Genomic DNA, 18,552 nt, shown 5'->3' with positions numbered 1-18,552 from the left:
TGATAATTGGGGGTTTTTTGTGTGTCAGATAAAAAAAATCAAAATGGTGTACAAGATAATTCAAGACGTGTTTTCTTGAAAAATTCCGGATTGACTGTCGGTGGACTTATTGTCGGTGGTGCATTAGGTGGTTTGATTGGAAAAAAACCTGGTTCTTCGAAACCAGCATCAACGGAACCCGGTGGTCATCAAATGTCTAACTCATCCAATCCGTCAAGAGCGTTGATGTATTTCACGAATCAAGAGGATTTTTCAACAATTGAAGCTGCGGCAGAACAAATTTTTCCTAAAACAGATGTAGGTCCTGGAGCAAAAGACTTAGATGTAGCGTATTATATTGACCACCAATTAGCTGGTAATTGGGGATTAAACACAAAGGAATACATGTCCGGTCCTTTTTCTCTTGCTGATTCTGTTCCAGAGCTAGGATATCAAACCCATCTAAAAAGACATGAAATATTTGATTTGGGAATTCAAGCTTTAAATAGTACTGCACAAAAGAAACATAAGAAGAAATTCCATGAGCTTGAAGGCGATCAACAAGTTGCTATTTTAAAAGATTTTGAGGCAGATAAAGTAAAACTAAATGGTGCAACTTCAGCGAGTAACTTTTTTGGATTATTAAGAAAGGCAACGATTGAGGGAGTTTATGCTGATCCAATGTACGGTGGAAATAAAGATATGGCTGGATGGAAAATGAAAAACTTCCCAGGACATCAAATGTCTTATAAAGATATTATCGAAAAAGATTCGTTTGTGAAAATGGATCCGAAAAGCTTAAGTTCAATGTGATAAATTCTCTAATAGAAGGTGACTAGTTATGGCAAAGAAATTACCAAAGACTGATATAGTAACAGTTGGTGTAGGCTGGGTTGGTGGTATAATTGCTTCTGAGCTTACTAAAAAAGGATATAAAGTAGTAGGTCTAGAACGAGGAAAAAGCCGTTCTACACAAGATTATTTAAAAGTACATGATGAATTGCGCTATGCACAACGATATGAATTAATGCAAGATTTATCGAGAGAAACGGTAACAATTCGTCATAATCTAAAGCAAAAAGCATTACCATATCGCGAATGGGGTTCATTCCTGTTTGGTGATGGATTAGGTGGTTCTGGGGTTCATTGGAACGGACAAACTTATTTGTTTTTACCATACGATTTTGAAATTTATTCTAAAACCGTTGAGCATTACGGCAAAAATAAAATTCCTAAAGGTATGACGATTCAAGATTGGGGAATTACTCATGATGAATTATTGCCATATTACAATCAATTCTTAAAAATGTCAGGTATATCAGGAGAGCCGAACCCATTAAAAGGTTCACCACAATACAAATATCCGACAAAGCCAATGCTTGAAAGCTCAGAAATGAAATTATTCAAAGATGCAGCTAGTAAACTTGGATATCATCCATATAGTATGCCATCAGCCAATCTATCAGAGAACTACACAAATCCAGACAATATTAGTCGTGGAGCTTGTCAATATTGTGGTTTCTGTGAAAGATTCGGTTGTGAGTATGGAGCTAAGGCAGACCCTGTGGTGACTGTTCTTCCAGTCGCTGAGAAGACTGGTAAATATGAACTGCGTACACATTCTGTAGTTCGTAAAGTGTTACATAGTGGTGGAAAAGCAACAGGTGTGCTTTATGTTGATACACGTACGGGTGAAGAATATATTCAAGAAGCTGAAGTAGTTGTTCTTTCTGCTTATCAAATGAATAATGTAAAGATCATGTTAAATTCAAAATTAGGTAAGCCATATGATCCAAAAACAGGACAAGGTGTAATTGGTAAAAACTATGCATATCAAGTTAACTTTGGTGGATCTACTGGATTCTTCGATAAAGAATACAATGTATTTGCCGGAGCTGGAGCATTAGGAGCTAATCTTGATGATTTTAACGGAGACTTCTTTGATCACTCTGATTTAAACTTTATCCACGGTGCAAATGTTCGAATTGGTAAATCAGGAAATCGTCCAATTCAAAATAATGCGGTACCTGCAGGAACACCATCTTGGGGTAAAGAATTTAAAGATGCATCAATAAAATACGCAAATCGCACAATTTCAGTTGGTGCACAAGGGGCATCCATGCCATGGGCAGATAATTACTTAGATTTAGATCCAACTTATAAAGATGCCTTTGGTGATCCTCTTGTTCGTATGACGTTTAACTGGAAAGACCAAGATAAGCAATTAGGTAAATATCTCGGTGAAAAAACTGCGGGAATTTTAAAAGAAATGGGCGCATCAAAAGTCAATCAAGGTGGCCAAAAAGTAGGCGACTATGATATTCGAAACTATCAATCTACACATAATACTGGTGGTTCAATTATGGGAGCAGATCCTGAGACAAGCGCTCTAAATAATTATTTACAAATGTGGGATTGTGAAAATGTATTCTCCGCCGGTGCAAATGCTTTTGGTCATAATTCTGGCTACAATCCAACAGGAACAGTAGGAGCATTAGCATATCGCGCTGCAGAAGGTATTGAAAAGTATCTTAAAAAAGGCGGTTCACTCGCTTAACCACTAGTTTCCTATAAAATTAGGTTAAACCAAATATGAAAATATAAATAGAAAAGGCTGCCTGATCAGAAAAATATCAGGCAGCCCTTTTCGTTTTCATAGGCTTTTGAAAATGTAATTTACTATTTGTTTAGGTGCCCCGCTCTTTTCTTAATGAACACCTTTCATAAAGCTTTGAATCTTTGGAGAGAGAATAAATAAAATAATACTTAGAACAATTGATGCCCCTCCTATGATTCCAAAGTAGACCATTTCGGTTGCAGGTGTATAGAATTTTACTATTTGTGCGTTAATTGCTTGTGCAGCTGCATTAGATAAGAACCATAAGCTCATTGTTTGTGCTGAGAATGCAGCAGGTGCTAGTTTTGTAGTTGCTGATAGTCCAACAGGGGACAAACATAATTCGCCAATTACGACTATAAAGTAACTAAGAACAAGCCATAGTGGGTTAACCAATGAATTAGAGCCGCCGAAGTATGCTGGTAAAAGAATAACTAAAAATGAAATACCGGCAAATAATAATCCAAATGAAAACTTCTTAGGAATAGATGGCTGGCGTTTTCCTAACTTCATCCAAAGCCATGCAAACACTGGTGCAAACACAATAATAAATAATGGGTTTAATGACTGGAACCAAGCAGGTGAAATATGAATTCCAGCAAAATCTAATTGTGTCCGTTTGTCGGCATAAGTTGCTAGGATGGTTGATCCTTGCTCCTGTATTGCCCAGAACATAACCGAAGCAATAAACAATGGAATATAGGCAATTATACGTGACCGTTCTACCTTTGATGTTTTAGGGCTGCGATACATTACAATAAAGTACATAGTCGGAATCAAAATTCCTAATATACCGATTAAGCCGATAAAAGTCTTAAAATTAAGGATTCCCATCGGAATAGCAATCGCACATAAAATCGCAATAATAACAATAGCTAACCCAATTATAGTGAATACCTTTTTCTTTTCAGTTGGAGATAATGGATTGGCAACAAAGGTTCCAGCAAGACCAAGATTTTTCTTCTTCGTTGCAAGAAAGACAACTAGTCCGATAAACATACCAACCGCTGCGCAGGCAAAGCCTAGGTGGAACCCATAATTTGATTGGACAGCCCCAACAACTAGAGGAGATACAAATCCACCAAGATTGATTCCCATATAAAAGATACTAAAACCGGAATCACGACGACTATCCTCTTCGCTATAAATTTCACCGACCACACTAGAAACGTTTGGCTTTAATAACCCCGTACCGAGGACGATTAATACCATAGACACGAAGAAAAATGAAATATTCCCCGGTATGGCTAAGGCGATATGACCGAGCATGATAAGTATCCCACCGAAAAATACCGCCCTGGATGTACCAAAAATACGGTCAGCTAGCCAACCACCGATAATTCCCGACATATAAACTAATGATCCATAAATAGATACAATAGCAAGGGCAGTTGATTGATCAAGTCCTAAACCGCCTTTTGAGACCTCATAATACATATAGTAAACTAAAATTGCTTTCATTCCATAGTATGAGAAACGTTCCCAGAATTCCGTAAAGAACAGGGTGAATAATCCTTTCGGGTGTCCGAAAAAGCCCTTTTGAGGAACACTAGACACAATTTTCTGTCTATTGATTTCTGACATTAAATTTACCTCCCTTGTTATTATAATATAATACTTGTAATTTTAGTTATTGTCAAAATAATTGTTATATTAGTATTTGCGTTTTTATATTCTCCGTTATTATTAATAATAAATTTTCTGGAAATAACTTTATTCCAAAAAAAAGACAGAGAATCATGAACAATGCTCATTGATTATCTGTCTTTAGTATGGCGTTCTTTACCGTTATTTTATTCCTACCCAATTCTTTTGACTGAAGAAGAAGTTGATCTGCGTATACATATCCTTTACCAATTGATACATCATCATTTAACTTGAGGAAATAAAGCCCAAACGAGGCGGTGTAAGAGATAGGAATGGACTCTGAATGATGTTCAACAGTTACCATATTACTCATAACATCCTGTGAAATTGTTTCGATTAAGGCGACACTCGTTTCAAACGATCGATTTCTTAGAAACAGTGTGAATTCCTCGCCGCCACTTCTAAATAAATAATCATCATAGTTTAAGCGGCTTTTTAATATAGTTGAAAAATGCTGGATGACGCGGTCTCCGACGGCATGATTGTAGTTATCATTAATTCTTTTAAATTTATCGATATCTGCAACAACGATGGCAATTGTTTCATTTGATTGATTAAGTTCAGCCATTTTTTTATCCATGTATGCTCTGTTTGCAATCCCGGTAAGAAAGTCCGTGTATGCCATTTGTTCAAATTTATCTCTTTCGATTTTGTTTTGTATGCTATGGGATTTGAAAACAAAGGATCGGTTAACAAGATAGTTAAGAATAAACAGGCTGATAATCATCTCCCATTTTCCCTCTTCTAAAAGAAGGAGTAATAGTCCGTTCGTAAAGGCGACTTTCCCAATATCCATAAAGCTTCTTGTTTTAAAAATAAATTCGATGGTTTCTGACCTTGATTTTATATCCCCCGAAATATAAAGGACAATAGCTAAAAAAGTTCCTGTAAGAAAGGAGCTTACACATACTAGGAAAATCATTAATATCCAAAATCCAAAAGGAATATGTTGAAAGCCGGGATGCAAAAGCGTGAATAAATAATAGGAAATAGAGTTACTTAGGACAAATGAACCGATATTATAAAATACATCTAAAAGTTCACCGGGATCCGCTGTATTTTTCCACCTTTTCGTTAGATAGACCGTAAAACGATAGATTGTTTCAAAAAGCAATAAGCCTAATGTTCCGGTGAAAATAGCAAATGAAAGGCTATAGCTAATTCCATAATCAAAACTAGTATTGTTTTTTTTGCTGATTATTCGTAATTGGTAATAAAGACTAGAAAATACCCAATACAAAAGTAATGCGATTACAAATGTAGTGGGGTCAATTGTAAAATGACCTAAACTAAATGCTACTGCTAATGAAGTGAAAAATAGTAAAAAATCGAATAACCGTGCTTTTAGCGTCACTGAAGAATTCTCCTCTAAATACTTTATAATTCATTTTACCTAAAAAGTTCCCAGAATGCATTACTATTTTCTGACTTATTAGACATAACAGCTAGCAAATAGGGACTAAAGATTAGTAAAGCGCTTTAAAAAGTTTTAGCAAAATATGTTATACTATTCTGAAAAGGAGGGGTAGTAATGGAAGAACAAAGTGTAAAGGCGATTCAAGATGATTATCCAGATAGTTTTGCTTGGTGTTACGGCTGTGGACGATTAAATGAGGAGGGGCACCACTTTCGAACAGTCTGGCAAGGGGAAAATACAGTAACTGTTTATACACCGTCAAAGGATCATTTGGCACTTCCAGGTTTTGTTTATGGTGGAGTAATCGCATCATTAATTGATTGTCATGGTACAGGTTCAGCCGCATTAGCATTACATAGAAAAAACGGTCACGAACCGGGAGATGGTTCAGAACCACCTCGTTTTGTTACAGCATCTCTAAAGGTCGACTTTCTTAAACCTACACCACATGGTGTTCCGTTAAAAGCGATTGGGACAGTAGAGGAAATTCACCCTAAAAAGTGGAAAGTTGCTACGGAAGTATTTGCAAATGATGAGCTTTGTGTTCGCGGTGAAGTAGTAGCTGTCGTAATGCCAAGTACGTTTTTGAAAAAGGAATGATGATGGGAGTCTAGGAGGGTAACATAATGGACGAACAAACATTTGAGTATTCACTGGATTATGCTCTCCAATTGGATGCCGAAGATTCGTTAGCTAAATATCAGGCCGAATTTTATAAAAAAAAGGGGATCATCTATCTTGATGGGAATTCGCTAGGGTTATTATCTAAACGAGCGGAGAAGTCATTATTGGAATTGCTAGATTCATGGAGAAACTTTGGGATTGATGGATGGACAGAAGGGGAGTATCCATGGTTTGACCTATCTGAACGACTTGGAAAAATGATTGCTCCACTAATTGGTGCTTTGGACGATGAGGTAATCGTAAGCGGTTCCACAACGACTAATCTTCACCAATTAGTTGCGACCTTTTTTGAACCGAACGGGAGAAGAAACAAAATTCTTGCAGATGAATTAAATTTCCCTTCGGATATTTATACCCTTCAAAGCCAGCTTAAGCTTAGAGGTTTTGATCCTGGGATACATTTATTACGAGTGAAAAGTCGAGATGGCCGATTGATAGAGGAAGATGATATTATTGCTGCAATGACAGAGGAAGTGGCAATAATACTTTTGCCAAGCGTGTTATATCGGAGCGGGCAAATTTTAGATATGAAACGACTCACAAATGAAGCACACAAACGTGGAATTATCATCGGCTTTGATCTATGCCATTCCATCGGCGCAATAAAGCATTGGCTCGATGAATGGGATGTGGATTTTGCTGTTTGGTGTAATTACAAATATTTAAATAGTGGACCTGGTGCGGTAGGTGGATTGTATGTTAATAAGCGACACTTCGGACGTTTACCCGGTCTTGCAGGGTGGTTTAGTTCACAAAAGGATAAACAATTCGATATGGAGCATATCTTAACCGCCGCGGAACATGCCGGAGCTTATCAAATTGGGACTCCACATATATTAAGTATGGCACCGTTAATCGGTTCCCTTGAAATGTTTGAAGAAGCGGGGATGGATCATCTGCGCAATAAATCTTTGCAAATCACTCGATATATGATGAATCTTATCACATATGAGTTAAATGATATGGGGTTTACTATAGGGAATCCATTGGATGATCATCGCCGAGGTGGACATATTTATTTGGAGCATAAAGAAGCAGCAAGAATTTGTAAGGCATTGAAAGCGAACGGTGTTATCCCTGATTTCCGCGCACCAAATGGGATAAGGCTTGCACCTATTGCACTTTATACTACGTATGAAGAGGTTTGGAATTCTGTTCAGCTATTGAAAAAAATTATGGAGGATGAACAGTACAAGCAATTTGAAAATAAGCGTGGCGTAGTGGCGTAGGTTTTGAACAAATTTAGTGGGGATGAATAGATACTTCATCCCCACTAAATCTTTAGTTTGAATCTCCAACATATTGAATTCCTATTTCTTCACTTTCAAGTATTTTTAGGTCTTTCGGGACGCGTAAATAGAGAATTTGGAAACCGAAGCTACTGTTGAAATCATCATCCCTTACAGATGTTTCCTCTGTAAATTGTTTGAGTGTCATATCTTTATGAAATAATGCAAAATTAAGTTTTACTGGTTTAGGCGGAATCAAGGTAAGTGTATTGTTTGACCATTTTAATTGGTCGGATGGAACTTTTTCGGTAACATCGATGCTATCAACATACGATTTAGTTTTATAAAAAATTCCTTCTATTAGTTGATCATTCGTAGCTTTTCTTTCGACTACAATAGTGGGAGTTATGTCGTCAGGTTCAGGAGCGACAATCTTCAATTGCTTCCCCGTATATTTCTTTTCCCACTTACCGCTAATAAAGGAGGAGTCAATTTGTTCAATATTACCAGTATTTATCGCATCGTATAGATGGTTGCTTATCTTATCGTATTCCTCGTCATCAATATAAACCTTAGCAGGTGTATGCTTTTGAGGGATAAAAGCATAAATGCCAGCAGAAAGGATGAGTATAATCATATAACCACTGACCATCCAGAGAATCCTTTTGTTAGATAAATAGAAGCGTTGTTTTTTATGCTTTTGAGTCAACTGATTTTTATTTTTACTTTGTATAATGTAAAAGATTCCCCAAATAATTAAGAAAATAAATATTATGGGGATGAAGGCTCCTACAGCATTCATTGTTTAACCTCCATTCGATTGGATATTGCGATGGCGAAGGCAAAAAGCATTCCGGCAGTTATTATCACTTTGATACCAAATAATATAATAGATTGTTCAGTTGTAAAAAACTCCGTAATATTCTTTAAAATACGTACAAATCGATTATTATCTCCCCAAATAATTAACCCGATATAAAGTCCGGGCAGTAATAAAATAAATCCTTTGTGAAGCTGAACGAGTGTTCCTGTTACATACCCAAGCGCACAAAATAGTAATACATAAAGGACTGAAGAAGTGATGCCAATTAAAAAGTCCAACGGTACATATCCTTCCCCGGTATATACTAGGCGATTTACGAAGAAATAAATGATTAGTTTTAATAGAAATCCTGATAAAAAGAATGAGAGTCCTCCTAAAATACTAGCCGTTAACAGAATTAAGAAATTAGATAAATGACTGCAAACTCTAGTTGTTATGAGTGAAAAATCATCAAATCTATTGGCTTTTGTTGTCAGTAAAATCGCCGAAATAAAGGCCCACAAAAAAGTAAAAAACATTACAGTAGTAGAAGAATAATATGAAACTTTATACTCAATATTATTGCTACCGCCACCACCGCCGCCGGTTCCACCTAGCGAAAAAAGAATACCTACAATTTGCAGGACAACCATTGAACTGAAGATTCGATTATATGATTTAAGCTTAAATAAATACTGCTTTTTTACAATCTCAGGAAGATTCACTTCAATTAAAGACATCATCAATCCCTCCTTTAAACGTACTTGTTAAATAGACACACACATCACTTGCTGTAACAGGAGTAATTTCTATTCCAGCCAGCCGAATATTATCTATATCAAAAGAAGTAAAATCATTCTTAATGACGGCATACAGGGAGTTATTTCCGACTTCTTGCACATGGAGGACATCATTATTTTCAATCCATTGTTCAATAAGTGATTTTGGTCCTTTGAGTCCGATTGCCCATTCTTTAAATTCGGATATTGGACGATGTAATAAAACTTTTCCATCTTTAATAAGTAGTACATCTTCCAATAGATCCTCAATTTCATCTAAATGATGACTGGACAAAAGAATTGTTCTAGGGTGTGCAATATAATCCTTTAATAAAGCTCGGTAAAAATCCTTACGAACTGCTGCATCCATACCTGTTGTCGGTTCATCGAAAATGGTTAATGCACAGTGAGATGACAATCCTATAATCATATTAAACGTATTTCTCATCCCTCTAGATAAATTGCTATAGTATTGATTAGGATGAAGAGAAAAATAGTCAAATAGACGAAGCGCAAGTTGATGATCCCAATTTTTATAGAAGCGACGACCCTCTTCTAAAATTTCAATTAGTTGTAAGGAAGCGGGTAGATTCATTTGATCATCGATATAAATGGTATTTGCGGACACGAAAAGATTATTAAAAGGTTTTTTTGAAAATACTTTGATTTCACCAGAGGTTTCGCGGAAAAATCCAGCTATAATTTTCAAAAGTGTCGTTTTTCCGGCACCATTTCTTCCAATAATCCCAGTAATCGTGTTTGGCTCAATTGTAAAAGTGATATTTTTCAATACCTGCGCATTTGCATATGATTTTGCTAAATTGTTACAATAAACGGCATTCATTTCCCAACCCCCTTAATTTCCATAATTGCGTTTTTAATCATTTGTACCAATTCAACTTCCGAAACATTTAGTGTATTAGCCTCATGCACTGTCTCGAAAACAAGTCTTTTTAATGTTTGGCTTTTTCTTTTGGAAAGGATGATTTCTTGCGCATGTTCTGTGACAAACATGCCAAGTCCACGCTTTTTATAAAGGATATTATCATCAGCCAATATATTTAATCCCTTTGCTGCAGTTGCTGGATTGATTGTAAACATTTCAGCAAGTTGATATTGTGAATAAACTTTTTGGTCCTTTTCCAAACTTCCGTTGATAATTTCATTTTCCAGCCACTCTGAAATTTGTACATAAATAGGCTTTAATCCATCCGGATTTAATTTCAAGTTTTGTCCTCCTCTCGAGGATTAGTGCATTAGTGTTGTAATGTAGTATACTGAGTTTTAAGGAAAAATACAATAGGCTTTTGAAAGAAGTTAATTTTAATATTTTTGCAAGAAAAAGAGCCATGATCATGTCATGGCTCCGGTAAAAAGGAATTATTTATTTGTCCCATGTTGTTTTGTAGGTAAGACTTTATTTGGGCTACCGTGTCCGTGTTTTTTGTTCTTTTCTTGTTTTTCCTGATCATCATGTAATTTTTTCACAAAATCATGTGTGTCCATACAATGAATCCTCCTAACATAAATGTCATTGTTACTATAACCTTATTTGAAATAAAGAATTCGTTAGGAAAGAAAATAATCATAAATATGTTAAGTACACAATTATGAATACAAGTATACGAAAATGTTTACTATTGTAAACAATAATGTATACATGTAAACAAAACGTACACATCCATAAATAAAAGGGTTTTGCTTCTCTCGGAATGTTTACAAAGTTGTATACAAAATTACAAAAATATTTCTATTAATAAATATTCGTGTTACTTATATATGTTATATTGACGGTCTAGTGTTGTTTCTATAACCTTTTACACAAAGTTGTTTTCATCGTACATTTTTGAAAATAGCTTTTCCTAATATAAATCGAAAGGGATGATAAGTATGACTCACTCTCGAATTGCAGCAATTGATGTAGGTAATGACTCATTAAAAGGTATATTTGGAGAGCTGGAAACAGAAATAAATATTCCTAATGTTATCGCAAGAGATATAGCAGATCGTCCAATCATAGGTTTAGAGGAGTTAGATCAACAAAACCCTATTGAAGGTATACATATTCGTGTCCACTCCCCCACTCTTAAAGATAACAATGCCATTTATCGGGTCGGACACCTCGCGACAAAAAGTGACAATTCTACAGAACTAGATCCGGGCAGCAGTAAATCGGAAGAAGATCAAACACTTGTTATGTTATTTGCAAGCTTAGCTTTAGACGCTGTAAGTGAAGAAAATAGCCAAAAATTTAAGCAATCAAATCATGTTATTGAAGCTAATTATACTTTGGGTACTGGATTACCTCTTAGGGAAGTAAAAGAAGGAAAAGATGTTGGCTTTCGTTCACGTCTACTCGGATCGGTCCATCAAGTTGAATTTCTAGTTACTCCTAAATATCAAGGGAAAAAGGTAAATATTCGATTTGATGAAGTGAAAGTGTATCCGGAAGGTTTTGCTGCTTTTATTAATTTAGTAATGGATAATCATTTAAATATAATTAATAAGGAATTGATTGATAAGCGAATTCTTATTCAGGATATTGGTGGTCTATCTACGGATATTGCTGTGATTAAAAATCGCAAAGTAGATGACGATAAAGCGCAAGGATATAACTTAGGCGTTTCTGAGTCGCTAGAATCTATAAGAGAAGAAATACGGTCTAAACATGGTGTTGAATTGGATAGTCGACGAGACGTCGTAGAAATTATCACTAAGAAGAATGACCGAAATCATATAATGGTTAAAGGTAGTCGGACAAGCGTTCATGATATTGTCGACAGAATATTATTTGACTTGGCCAAAAAGCAATACAGAATATTAAGGAATACGTGGCAAAAAAATTCACAAACGGAAATTTGTTATTTTATCGGCGGCGGATCGATTATTTTAAAGGATTATCTAAAAACGATGAATAACAGTCTTGATGGATATAATATCGACTTTTTTGAGGATGAAAGAGAAAGCATTTGGATGATGGCGAATGCTTACTATAAATTAATTAAAGATTTTTCTCGCAAAAATAAACCAGTTGAACAAAAAGAAGAAAAGAAATTAGCCAAAACTCAATAAGGTGATTAGATGAAAGATATTCAGATGAAGAGGGGGCAGCCCATCACATTCCGTCTTCCCTCCGATACCCCTGATCATATTTTAAGACATTTGGAACTGATGAAAGAAACGGAAAGAAGAAATTTTTCAAGTAAAATTGCGGAATTGGTTTTGGCTGGGGTTGGACAATCTTTATCTAAGCACCAAGAAACATTAACGATTCCATTACCTAAGGGCCTTAATAAAGCTCAACGAAGCTGGTTAAAGCATGAACAGTCCCAGGCATTGCTAGGCAGTATCGTTTATCAATTATTAACAGACCCAGTAAAGACCGCTTCCCTAATAGCATCAGTAAACCAAGGATCAGTTGAGGAAGTCACCAACCCGTTTTATATTGAAGAATCACCAATTCCAGATGATATGGAAATCAATGCTGAGATAAAGCATGAAAGCCGGAAATCTGATTCATTAGCACCTAATTTAGAAGACGATTTGGATAACTTTGATTGGCAAAATGCTAAGCAAGAAACAGCATACACAAGAGAAAACGAACAACAAGAAGAATCCGAAGACATACAAGACCTCCTTGGAGACTTCCTAGCACAAATGAATAAATAAAAACTTCAATTTTTGAAAAAGGTGCCAGGCACCGTCAATGGACATTTGTCCATAAGCGGTGCCTGGCACCCTTTTACCATTAATTGGTTTAAGTATTTCGGGTTGACAATATACCCGTGTGGGTATACAATCAAACTTGTAAATGATTTACCATAGTAAAAATAAATGAATAACAAAATGGCATATATATAATTCTAATTTAAAGAAAGGAGGAAGAGCGATGGATTACAATGATCAAATGAAAAATAGAGTGAAGAGAATTGAAGGACAATTAAGAGGAATTCTGAACATGATGGAAGAGAATAAAGATTGTAAAGAAGTAATAACCCAGCTTTCAGCTACAAGGAGTGCGATTGATCGCACAATTGGTGTTATTGTTAGTTCAAACCTAGTGGAATGCGTTAGGGCGGCCAATGAAAGCGGGGAAAAGGATCCTGAACAATTGGTAAAAGAGGCAGTGAACCTATTAGTGAAAAGCAGATGAGTAAAAAAGGGTGAAGACCCTCTTTTATTTTAAACAATAATATACCCATAGGGGTAGGAGTAAACACAAGGAGGATACTATATGTCTGAAAAGAAAAGAACGACAATCGTGTTATTTAGCGGAGATTATGATAAAGCAATGGCAGCTTATATTATTGCTAATGGTGCAGCTGCATATGACCATGAAGTGACCATTTTCCATACATTTTGGGGACTAAATGCGTTAAGAAAAGATGAGAAGTTGATGATTAAAAAAGGATTCCTTGAAAAAATGTTTGGAAAAATGATGCCTAAAGGCGCTGATAAGATGGGACTATCTAAAATGAACTTCGCAGGATTTGGACCTAAAATGATTAAAAATGTTATTAAAAAGCATAATGCAATGACACTTCCACAACTTATTGAAATGGCAGAGGAACAAGATATTAAGCTTGTTGCATGCACAATGACGATGGATCTTCTAGGACTTATACAAGAAGAGTTATTGGATAACATTGAATATGCTGGTGTTGCAGCGTATTTGGGTGATGCGGAAGATGGAAATGTAAATTTATTTATTTAACATAAGAAGTAAGGGGAGATAAAAATGAAACAATTAACTGCAAAAGAAGTAGAAAATTTACTGTGTCAGGGAAAGCAATTAAATATTATAGATGTTCGAGAATTGGATGAGGTAAAAGAAGGGAAAATTAATGCAGCGATGAATATACCACTTGGTTTAATAGAGGCGCGTATGTCTGAACTAGATAAATCTAAAGAATATATTATCGTTTGCCGCTCAGGTGGTAGAAGTGGTCGTGCATGTCAATTTCTTGAAAGCAGAGGCTTTAATGTGATTAATATGGTCGGGGGAATGCTCGATTGGGAAGGTGAAATGGTATAATTTTTTACACACTTTTTTATACCCTATAGGGTAAAATGAGGAGGAAAAAGTATGGAACGAATTAAAACAGACTATGTGCTAAATGCGAAGGGTTTAGCCTGTCCAATGCCAATCGTAAAAACGAAAAAATTAATGAAAGAGTTAAAGGCAGGTCAAGTTATAGAGATACAAGCAACTGATAAAGGCTCTAAGGCTGATCTTAAAGCGTGGGCAGAAAGTGGTGGCCATCAATATTTAGGTACAATTGAAGAGGGAGAAGTATTAAAGCATTATCTTCGTAAGGCAAGTGAGGAAGAAATAGAGGAAAAAAATCACCCCAATGTTATAAATAACGAGGGATTAGAAAATGTCCTTTATTCAAAATCAAACGTTCTTCTCCTAGATGTTCGAGAAGCTGCAGAATATGCATTTGACCATATACCCGGGGCTGTATCAATTCCTCTTGGAGAACTTAATGAAAAAATACAAGAACTTGATCGAGAGAAAGAGATATATGTCATATGCAGAACAGGTAGACGCAGTGATCTAGCAGCACAGAAGTTAACAGAAAACGGGTTTAAGAATGTAGTGAATGTCATACCAGGAATGAGTCAATGGTCAGGAAAAACGGAGAAAAGCTATTAATTTTTTACAATAAATATACCATAGGGGGTAAATTTGAATGGCAGTAAAATTAATGACTTCTAAAGAAGTGACAAAAAAAGTAATAAAAAAAGAAGAACTTTTTATATTGGATGTTCGTAATCAAAATGATTTTAACGATTGGAAGATTGAAGGAGAGAAGTTTGAGTATTTAAATATTCCCTATTTCGAATTGCTTGACGGTGTAGAAGGAATTTTAAATCAACTACCAAATGATAAAGAAATATTGGTTGTCTGTGCAAAAGAGGGGTCATCTGTAATGGTGGCCGAAATGTTATCGGAGTATGGGGTGTCCGTGTCATATCTACAAGGTGGGATGAAAGCGTGGAGTGAGTATTTAGAACCGATTAAAGTGGGTGACTTAGTAAATGGCGGTGAGCTCTATCAATTTGTCCGAATCGGTAAAGGCTGCCTGTCCTATATGTTAGTATCAAATGGTGAAGCAGCCATTATTGATGCGACACGGATGACTGATGTGTATATCGATTTTGCGAGAGATATTAACGCAAAAATTGTTCATATATTCGATACACATTTACACGCAGATCATATTTCTGGGGGTAGAAAAATTGCAGAATTAACGGGTGCGACTTATTGGCTGCCTCCAAAAGATGCGACTGAAGTAACTTTTAGCTACAATCCACTAGAAAATAATAATCAAATTATGATTGGAAACACAACACTGTCTATTCAAGCGTTGTATTCTCCGGGGCATACAATTGGATCAACTTCTTTTATTGTGGATGAACAGTATTTACTATCGGGTGATATTTTGTTTATTGACTCAATTGGAAGACCAGATTTAGCAGGATTAGCCGAAGATTGGGTGGGTGATTTAAGAGAAACCCTTTACCGACGTTATAAAGAATTGTCACATGAGCTAATAGTACTGCCTGCACATTTTATGGTTATTTCTGAACTGAACGAAGATGGCAGTGTTTCTGAAAAATTAGGAACATTATTTGAAAATAATCATGGCTTAAATCTTTCAAATGAATATGAGTTCAATAAATTAGTAACAGAAAATTTACCGCCACAGCCTAATTCTTATCAAGAGATTCGTGAGACAAATATGGGAAAAGTGACACCTGATATTGAAAAACAACGGGAAATGGAAATTGGTCCAAACCGTTGTGCGGTACGATAAATAAATGGAGGTAAGATAATGATGAATATAGCAAAATTTTTAGATGCAAAAGGTTTAGCATGCCCAATGCCAATCGTTAGAACGAAAAAGGCAATGACTGAATTACAAGTGGGAGAAATACTTGAAATACATGTAACAGATAAAGGGGCAAAAAATGACTTGGCTGCATGGTCCAAGTCCGGTGGTCATGAGTTGTTAAAAGTTGAAGAAGAAAATGATCTATTGAAGTTTTGGATTAAAAAGGGATAATAGGAAGGGAACCATGTTAGGTTCCCTTTTGGAGGAGGTGCTACATGGATTTTAGTTTTATTATAACAATTTTTATTATTGGTTTTGTAGGTTCCTTTATATCTGGAATGCTAGGTATCGGTGGAGCAATTATTAATTATCCAATGTTATTATATATACCGACGATGCTTGGGGTGGCTCATTTCAGTGCTCACGGTGTGTCGAGTATAACTGCTATTCAAGTGTTTTTTGGGACATTAAGCGGTGTTTGGGCTTATCGAAAGGGTGGCTATTTAAATAAAACATTGATTGCCTATATGGGGATTAGTGTTTTAATTGGGAGTTTTATAGGTGGATTTGCAACTAAGTCTTTTACTGAGAGTGGGATTAATTTAGTTTATGGAATCCTGGCCATAATTGCTGTAATTATGATGTTTGTACCTAGAAGGAATATTGATGATAAGCCTCTTGGCGAGGTAAAGTTTAATAAATGGTTTGCTGCAATACTTGCATTTGTAGTTGGTTTAGGTGCGGGGATAGTTGGTGCAGGTGGAGCATTTTTATTAGTACCGATTATGCTCGTCGTATTAAAAATTCCAACGAGAATGACCATTGCTTCATCATTAGCTATAACATTTATTTCATCTATAGGGTCAGTCACGGGCAAGTTATCTACCGGTCAAGTAGAAATAATTCCTTCTATTATTATTGTAATAGCAAGTTTAATTGCCTCTCCAATAGGCGTTACTCTTGGCAAGAAAGTAAATACAAAAATGCTTCAAATCATTCTTGGCATCATGATATTAGCCACAGCCATAAAAATTTGGTTCGATATCCTAAAGTAAAAAATACCCAAAAAGGTGTCAGGCACCTCTTGTGGACAAATGTACACAGATGGTGCCTGACACCTTTTTATAGAGTTATGCCTTTTCTTCAAACATTTTAGTGATTTCAACGATTACTTCTGTTGCTTTAATCATGTTGTCCACCGAGATGAATTCGAATTTACCGTGGAAGTTTTCCCCACCCGTAAATATATTTGGTGTTGGAAGCCCCATGTAGGATAATTGAGAGCCGTCTGTACCACCACGAATAGGTGAAACAATGGGCTCGATATCTAAGCGTTTCATTGCATCATATGCGATATCGACAATATGCTTAACGGGTTCAATTTTATCTTTCATATTATAATATTGATCATTCATTTCTAGAGTGACGTTCTTTTCTCCATATTTCTTTTGAAGGTCATGAACGATTCGTTCTAAATTAGCCTTTTTTGCATTGAACTTTTCTCTATCATGATCCCTAATGATATAGTTCATCTTTGTTAGTTCTACATCGCCAGTCATAGAAAGTAAATGATAAAAGCCATCATATCCTTCTGTATGTTCAGGTGCCTCCTCTTGTGGAAGCATATCTTGTAACTCCATGGCAATTTTAAGAGAGTTAATCATTTTGTCTTTAGCAGATCCAGGATGAATATTGTTTCCGTGTATTGTAACTTTTGCCCCCGCAGCATTAAAGCTTTCATATTCTAGTTCTCCTAACGGTCCTCCATCTACGGTATACGCATAACTTGCATTGAATGCGGGCACATCAAATTTATGTGGCCCTCTTCCAATCTCTTCATCTGGTGTAAAGGCTACTCGCACTTTTCCATGTTTGATTTCTGGGTGTTGAATTAAATAAGCCATTGCTGTCATTATTTCAGCAACTCCTGCTTTATTATCCGCACCGAGAAGGGTGGTGCCATCAGTTGTAATTAGTGTATGCCCTTTGTAATTAGCTAGATTAGGAAAATTATTAGGAGATAAGACAATATGTAATGAATCGTTTAAAACAATATCCTCCCCATTGTAATTTCCAACTAACCCGGGCTTTACATTTTTACCAGTAAAATCCGTTGCTGTATCCACATGTGCTAAAAATCCAATCGTAGGAACTTGCTTTTCCGTGTTAGAAGGAAGAGTTGCCATTACATAGCCATTTTCATCAATCGTTACTTCTTCCATTCCGATCTCTTTTAGTTCTTCAACGAGCATATGAAGAAGTGTCCATTGTCCAGATGTAGAAGGACATGTTTCACTTTCTTCGTTTGATTGTGTATCTACTTTTACATATGAAGTAAATCTTTTAATGATCTCGTCTTTCATCTTTCTTCAACTCCCTATTATCATAATATTTTTATTTTAGCATGAACCAATATATAAGGTACAATTCCAGTTTTTTCGCAAATGCAAGAAGGAAAATATCAATTTTTAAATGTACAAAAAATTAAGATATTGTAATTATAGGTAATCTAGTCTATATTTATAGTAAAATAGTTACTTTTTTCCTATTGGTGAA

21 protein-coding genes are annotated in these 18,552 nt (G+C 35.8%); 13 read left to right on the top strand and 8 right to left on the bottom strand.

Annotated features, from left to right (window positions below; translation table 11 throughout):
* Window positions 1-21: 21 nt before the first annotated feature.
* Entirely contained in the window at window positions 22-792 is a 771-nt protein-coding gene (locus tag I5776_RS20780) for a gluconate 2-dehydrogenase subunit 3 family protein (RefSeq protein ID WP_108072597.1), read from the top strand.
* A 28-nt stretch (window positions 793-820) separates the two neighbouring features.
* The gene (locus I5776_RS20775) at window positions 821-2,536 is read left to right on the top strand and encodes a GMC family oxidoreductase (protein WP_202778370.1); all 1,716 of its coding nucleotides are present in this window, start codon (window positions 821-823) and stop codon (window positions 2,534-2,536) included.
* A gap of 150 nt (window positions 2,537-2,686) precedes the next feature.
* On the opposite strand, the gene I5776_RS20770 is transcribed toward I5776_RS20775, so the two are convergent.
* Window positions 2,687-4,180, bottom strand: coding sequence for a peptide MFS transporter (locus I5776_RS20770; RefSeq protein ID WP_202778369.1), 1,494 nt, complete (start codon window positions 4,178-4,180; stop codon window positions 2,687-2,689).
* A 166-nt stretch (window positions 4,181-4,346) separates the two neighbouring features.
* Complete coding sequence (locus I5776_RS20765) at window positions 4,347-5,597, bottom strand: GGDEF domain-containing protein (protein ID WP_202778368.1); 1,251 nt, start codon at window positions 5,595-5,597, stop codon at window positions 4,347-4,349.
* Between the two features lie 177 nt (window positions 5,598-5,774).
* On the opposite strand from I5776_RS20765, the gene I5776_RS20760 reads away from it, so the two are divergent.
* Window positions 5,775-6,260, top strand: a complete 486-nt coding sequence (locus I5776_RS20760; protein WP_108072230.1) for a PaaI family thioesterase — start codon at window positions 5,775-5,777, stop codon at window positions 6,258-6,260.
* A 26-nt stretch (window positions 6,261-6,286) separates the two neighbouring features.
* Window positions 6,287-7,573 carry a kynureninase gene (gene kynU / locus I5776_RS20755; RefSeq protein WP_202778367.1) on the top strand — a complete coding sequence of 429 codons (1,287 nt, stop codon included), beginning with the start codon at window positions 6,287-6,289 and terminating at the stop codon, window positions 7,571-7,573.
* A gap of 52 nt (window positions 7,574-7,625) precedes the next feature.
* Here the strand turns inward: kynU and I5776_RS20750 are convergent, their stop codons facing one another.
* The 5 genes from I5776_RS20750 to I5776_RS20730 form a co-directional block, all read right to left on the bottom strand.
* On the bottom strand, window positions 7,626-8,375 hold the full coding sequence (locus I5776_RS20750; RefSeq protein WP_202778366.1) for a hypothetical protein: 750 nt from the start codon (window positions 8,373-8,375) through the stop codon (window positions 7,626-7,628).
* Window positions 8,372-9,115, bottom strand: coding sequence for a hypothetical protein (locus I5776_RS20745; RefSeq protein ID WP_202778365.1), 744 nt, complete (start codon window positions 9,113-9,115; stop codon window positions 8,372-8,374). The genes I5776_RS20750 and I5776_RS20745 overlap by 4 nt, the downstream gene beginning before the upstream one ends.
* Window positions 9,102-9,998: an ABC transporter ATP-binding protein gene (locus I5776_RS20740; RefSeq protein ID WP_202778364.1), complete on the bottom strand. Its 897-nt coding sequence runs from the start codon at window positions 9,996-9,998 to the stop codon at window positions 9,102-9,104. Before I5776_RS20740 ends, I5776_RS20745 begins: the two co-directional genes overlap by 14 nt.
* Window positions 9,995-10,381 carry a GntR family transcriptional regulator gene (locus I5776_RS20735; protein ID WP_202778363.1) on the bottom strand — a complete coding sequence of 129 codons (387 nt, stop codon included), beginning with the start codon at window positions 10,379-10,381 and terminating at the stop codon, window positions 9,995-9,997. Before I5776_RS20735 ends, I5776_RS20740 begins: the two co-directional genes overlap by 4 nt.
* Before the next feature lie 153 nt (window positions 10,382-10,534).
* On the bottom strand, window positions 10,535-10,660 hold the full coding sequence (locus I5776_RS20730) for a DUF4023 family protein (protein WP_202778362.1): 126 nt from the start codon (window positions 10,658-10,660) through the stop codon (window positions 10,535-10,537).
* Between the two features lie 384 nt (window positions 10,661-11,044).
* Between I5776_RS20730 and I5776_RS20725 the strand changes: the two genes are divergently transcribed.
* From I5776_RS20725 to I5776_RS20685, 9 genes are all read left to right on the top strand, one after another.
* On the top strand, window positions 11,045-12,226 hold the full coding sequence (locus I5776_RS20725; protein ID WP_202778361.1) for a ParM/StbA family protein: 1,182 nt from the start codon (window positions 11,045-11,047) through the stop codon (window positions 12,224-12,226).
* 9 nt (window positions 12,227-12,235) lie between these two features.
* Entirely contained in the window at window positions 12,236-12,823 is a 588-nt protein-coding gene (locus I5776_RS20720; RefSeq protein ID WP_202778360.1) for a hypothetical protein, read from the top strand.
* 220 nt (window positions 12,824-13,043) lie between these two features.
* The gene (locus I5776_RS20715; RefSeq protein WP_202778359.1) at window positions 13,044-13,307 is read left to right on the top strand and encodes a metal-sensitive transcriptional regulator; all 264 of its coding nucleotides are present in this window, start codon (window positions 13,044-13,046) and stop codon (window positions 13,305-13,307) included.
* Between the two features lie 81 nt (window positions 13,308-13,388).
* Window positions 13,389-13,868 carry a DsrE/DsrF/DrsH-like family protein gene (locus tag I5776_RS20710; protein ID WP_202778358.1) on the top strand — a complete coding sequence of 160 codons (480 nt, stop codon included), beginning with the start codon at window positions 13,389-13,391 and terminating at the stop codon, window positions 13,866-13,868.
* Window positions 13,869-13,892: 24 nt separating this feature from the next.
* Entirely contained in the window at window positions 13,893-14,189 is a 297-nt protein-coding gene (locus I5776_RS20705) for a rhodanese-like domain-containing protein (protein WP_202778357.1), read from the top strand.
* A gap of 51 nt (window positions 14,190-14,240) precedes the next feature.
* Entirely contained in the window at window positions 14,241-14,813 is a 573-nt protein-coding gene (locus I5776_RS20700; RefSeq protein WP_202778356.1) for a sulfurtransferase TusA family protein, read from the top strand.
* Window positions 14,814-14,850: 37 nt separating this feature from the next.
* Window positions 14,851-15,978, top strand: a complete 1,128-nt coding sequence (locus I5776_RS20695) for an MBL fold metallo-hydrolase (RefSeq protein WP_202778355.1) — start codon at window positions 14,851-14,853, stop codon at window positions 15,976-15,978.
* Window positions 15,979-15,999: 21 nt separating this feature from the next.
* On the top strand, window positions 16,000-16,227 hold the full coding sequence (locus tag I5776_RS20690) for a sulfurtransferase TusA family protein (RefSeq protein ID WP_202780887.1): 228 nt from the start codon (window positions 16,000-16,002) through the stop codon (window positions 16,225-16,227).
* A gap of 44 nt (window positions 16,228-16,271) precedes the next feature.
* Window positions 16,272-17,051 (top strand): sulfite exporter TauE/SafE family protein, encoded by a 780-nt coding sequence (locus I5776_RS20685; RefSeq protein ID WP_202778354.1) that lies wholly within the window; start codon window positions 16,272-16,274, stop codon window positions 17,049-17,051.
* A gap of 75 nt (window positions 17,052-17,126) precedes the next feature.
* Here the strand turns inward: I5776_RS20685 and pepT are convergent, their stop codons facing one another.
* On the bottom strand, window positions 17,127-18,359 hold the full coding sequence (gene pepT, locus I5776_RS20680) for a peptidase T (protein ID WP_202778353.1): 1,233 nt from the start codon (window positions 18,357-18,359) through the stop codon (window positions 17,127-17,129).
* Window positions 18,360-18,552 lie beyond the last annotated feature (193 nt).

This window comes from Heyndrickxia vini, assembly GCF_016772275.1.
Taxonomy (GTDB): domain Bacteria; phylum Bacillota; class Bacilli; order Bacillales; family Bacillaceae_C; genus Heyndrickxia; species Heyndrickxia vini.
Note: the sequence above shows the minus strand (reverse complement) of the source record. Positions and strands in the feature narration are given on the sequence as shown.

Coding starts and splice junctions, on each gene's coding strand:
- I5776_RS20775 (WP_202778370.1), top strand. CDS start 821: ATGGCAAAGAAATTACCAAAGACTGATATAGTAACAGTTGGTGTAGGC.
- I5776_RS20770 (WP_202778369.1), bottom strand. CDS start 4,180: ATGTCAGAAATCAATAGACAGAAAATTGTGTCTAGTGTTCCTCAAAAG.
- I5776_RS20760 (WP_108072230.1), top strand. CDS start 5,775: ATGGAAGAACAAAGTGTAAAGGCGATTCAAGATGATTATCCAGATAGT.
- kynU (WP_202778367.1), top strand. CDS start 6,287: ATGGACGAACAAACATTTGAGTATTCACTGGATTATGCTCTCCAATTG.
- I5776_RS20750 (WP_202778366.1), bottom strand. CDS start 8,375: ATGAATGCTGTAGGAGCCTTCATCCCCATAATATTTATTTTCTTAATT.
- I5776_RS20745 (WP_202778365.1), bottom strand. CDS start 9,115: ATGTCTTTAATTGAAGTGAATCTTCCTGAGATTGTAAAAAAGCAGTAT.
- I5776_RS20740 (WP_202778364.1), bottom strand. CDS start 9,998: ATGAATGCCGTTTATTGTAACAATTTAGCAAAATCATATGCAAATGCG.
- I5776_RS20730 (WP_202778362.1), bottom strand. CDS start 10,660: ATGGACACACATGATTTTGTGAAAAAATTACATGATGATCAGGAAAAA.
- I5776_RS20725 (WP_202778361.1), top strand. CDS start 11,045: ATGACTCACTCTCGAATTGCAGCAATTGATGTAGGTAATGACTCATTA.
- I5776_RS20720 (WP_202778360.1), top strand. CDS start 12,236: ATGAAAGATATTCAGATGAAGAGGGGGCAGCCCATCACATTCCGTCTT.
- I5776_RS20715 (WP_202778359.1), top strand. CDS start 13,044: ATGGATTACAATGATCAAATGAAAAATAGAGTGAAGAGAATTGAAGGA.
- I5776_RS20710 (WP_202778358.1), top strand. CDS start 13,389: ATGTCTGAAAAGAAAAGAACGACAATCGTGTTATTTAGCGGAGATTAT.
- I5776_RS20705 (WP_202778357.1), top strand. CDS start 13,893: ATGAAACAATTAACTGCAAAAGAAGTAGAAAATTTACTGTGTCAGGGA.
- I5776_RS20700 (WP_202778356.1), top strand. CDS start 14,241: ATGGAACGAATTAAAACAGACTATGTGCTAAATGCGAAGGGTTTAGCC.
- I5776_RS20695 (WP_202778355.1), top strand. CDS start 14,851: ATGGCAGTAAAATTAATGACTTCTAAAGAAGTGACAAAAAAAGTAATA.
- I5776_RS20690 (WP_202780887.1), top strand. CDS start 16,000: ATGAATATAGCAAAATTTTTAGATGCAAAAGGTTTAGCATGCCCAATG.
- I5776_RS20685 (WP_202778354.1), top strand. CDS start 16,272: ATGGATTTTAGTTTTATTATAACAATTTTTATTATTGGTTTTGTAGGT.
- pepT (WP_202778353.1), bottom strand. CDS start 18,359: ATGAAAGACGAGATCATTAAAAGATTTACTTCATATGTAAAAGTAGAT.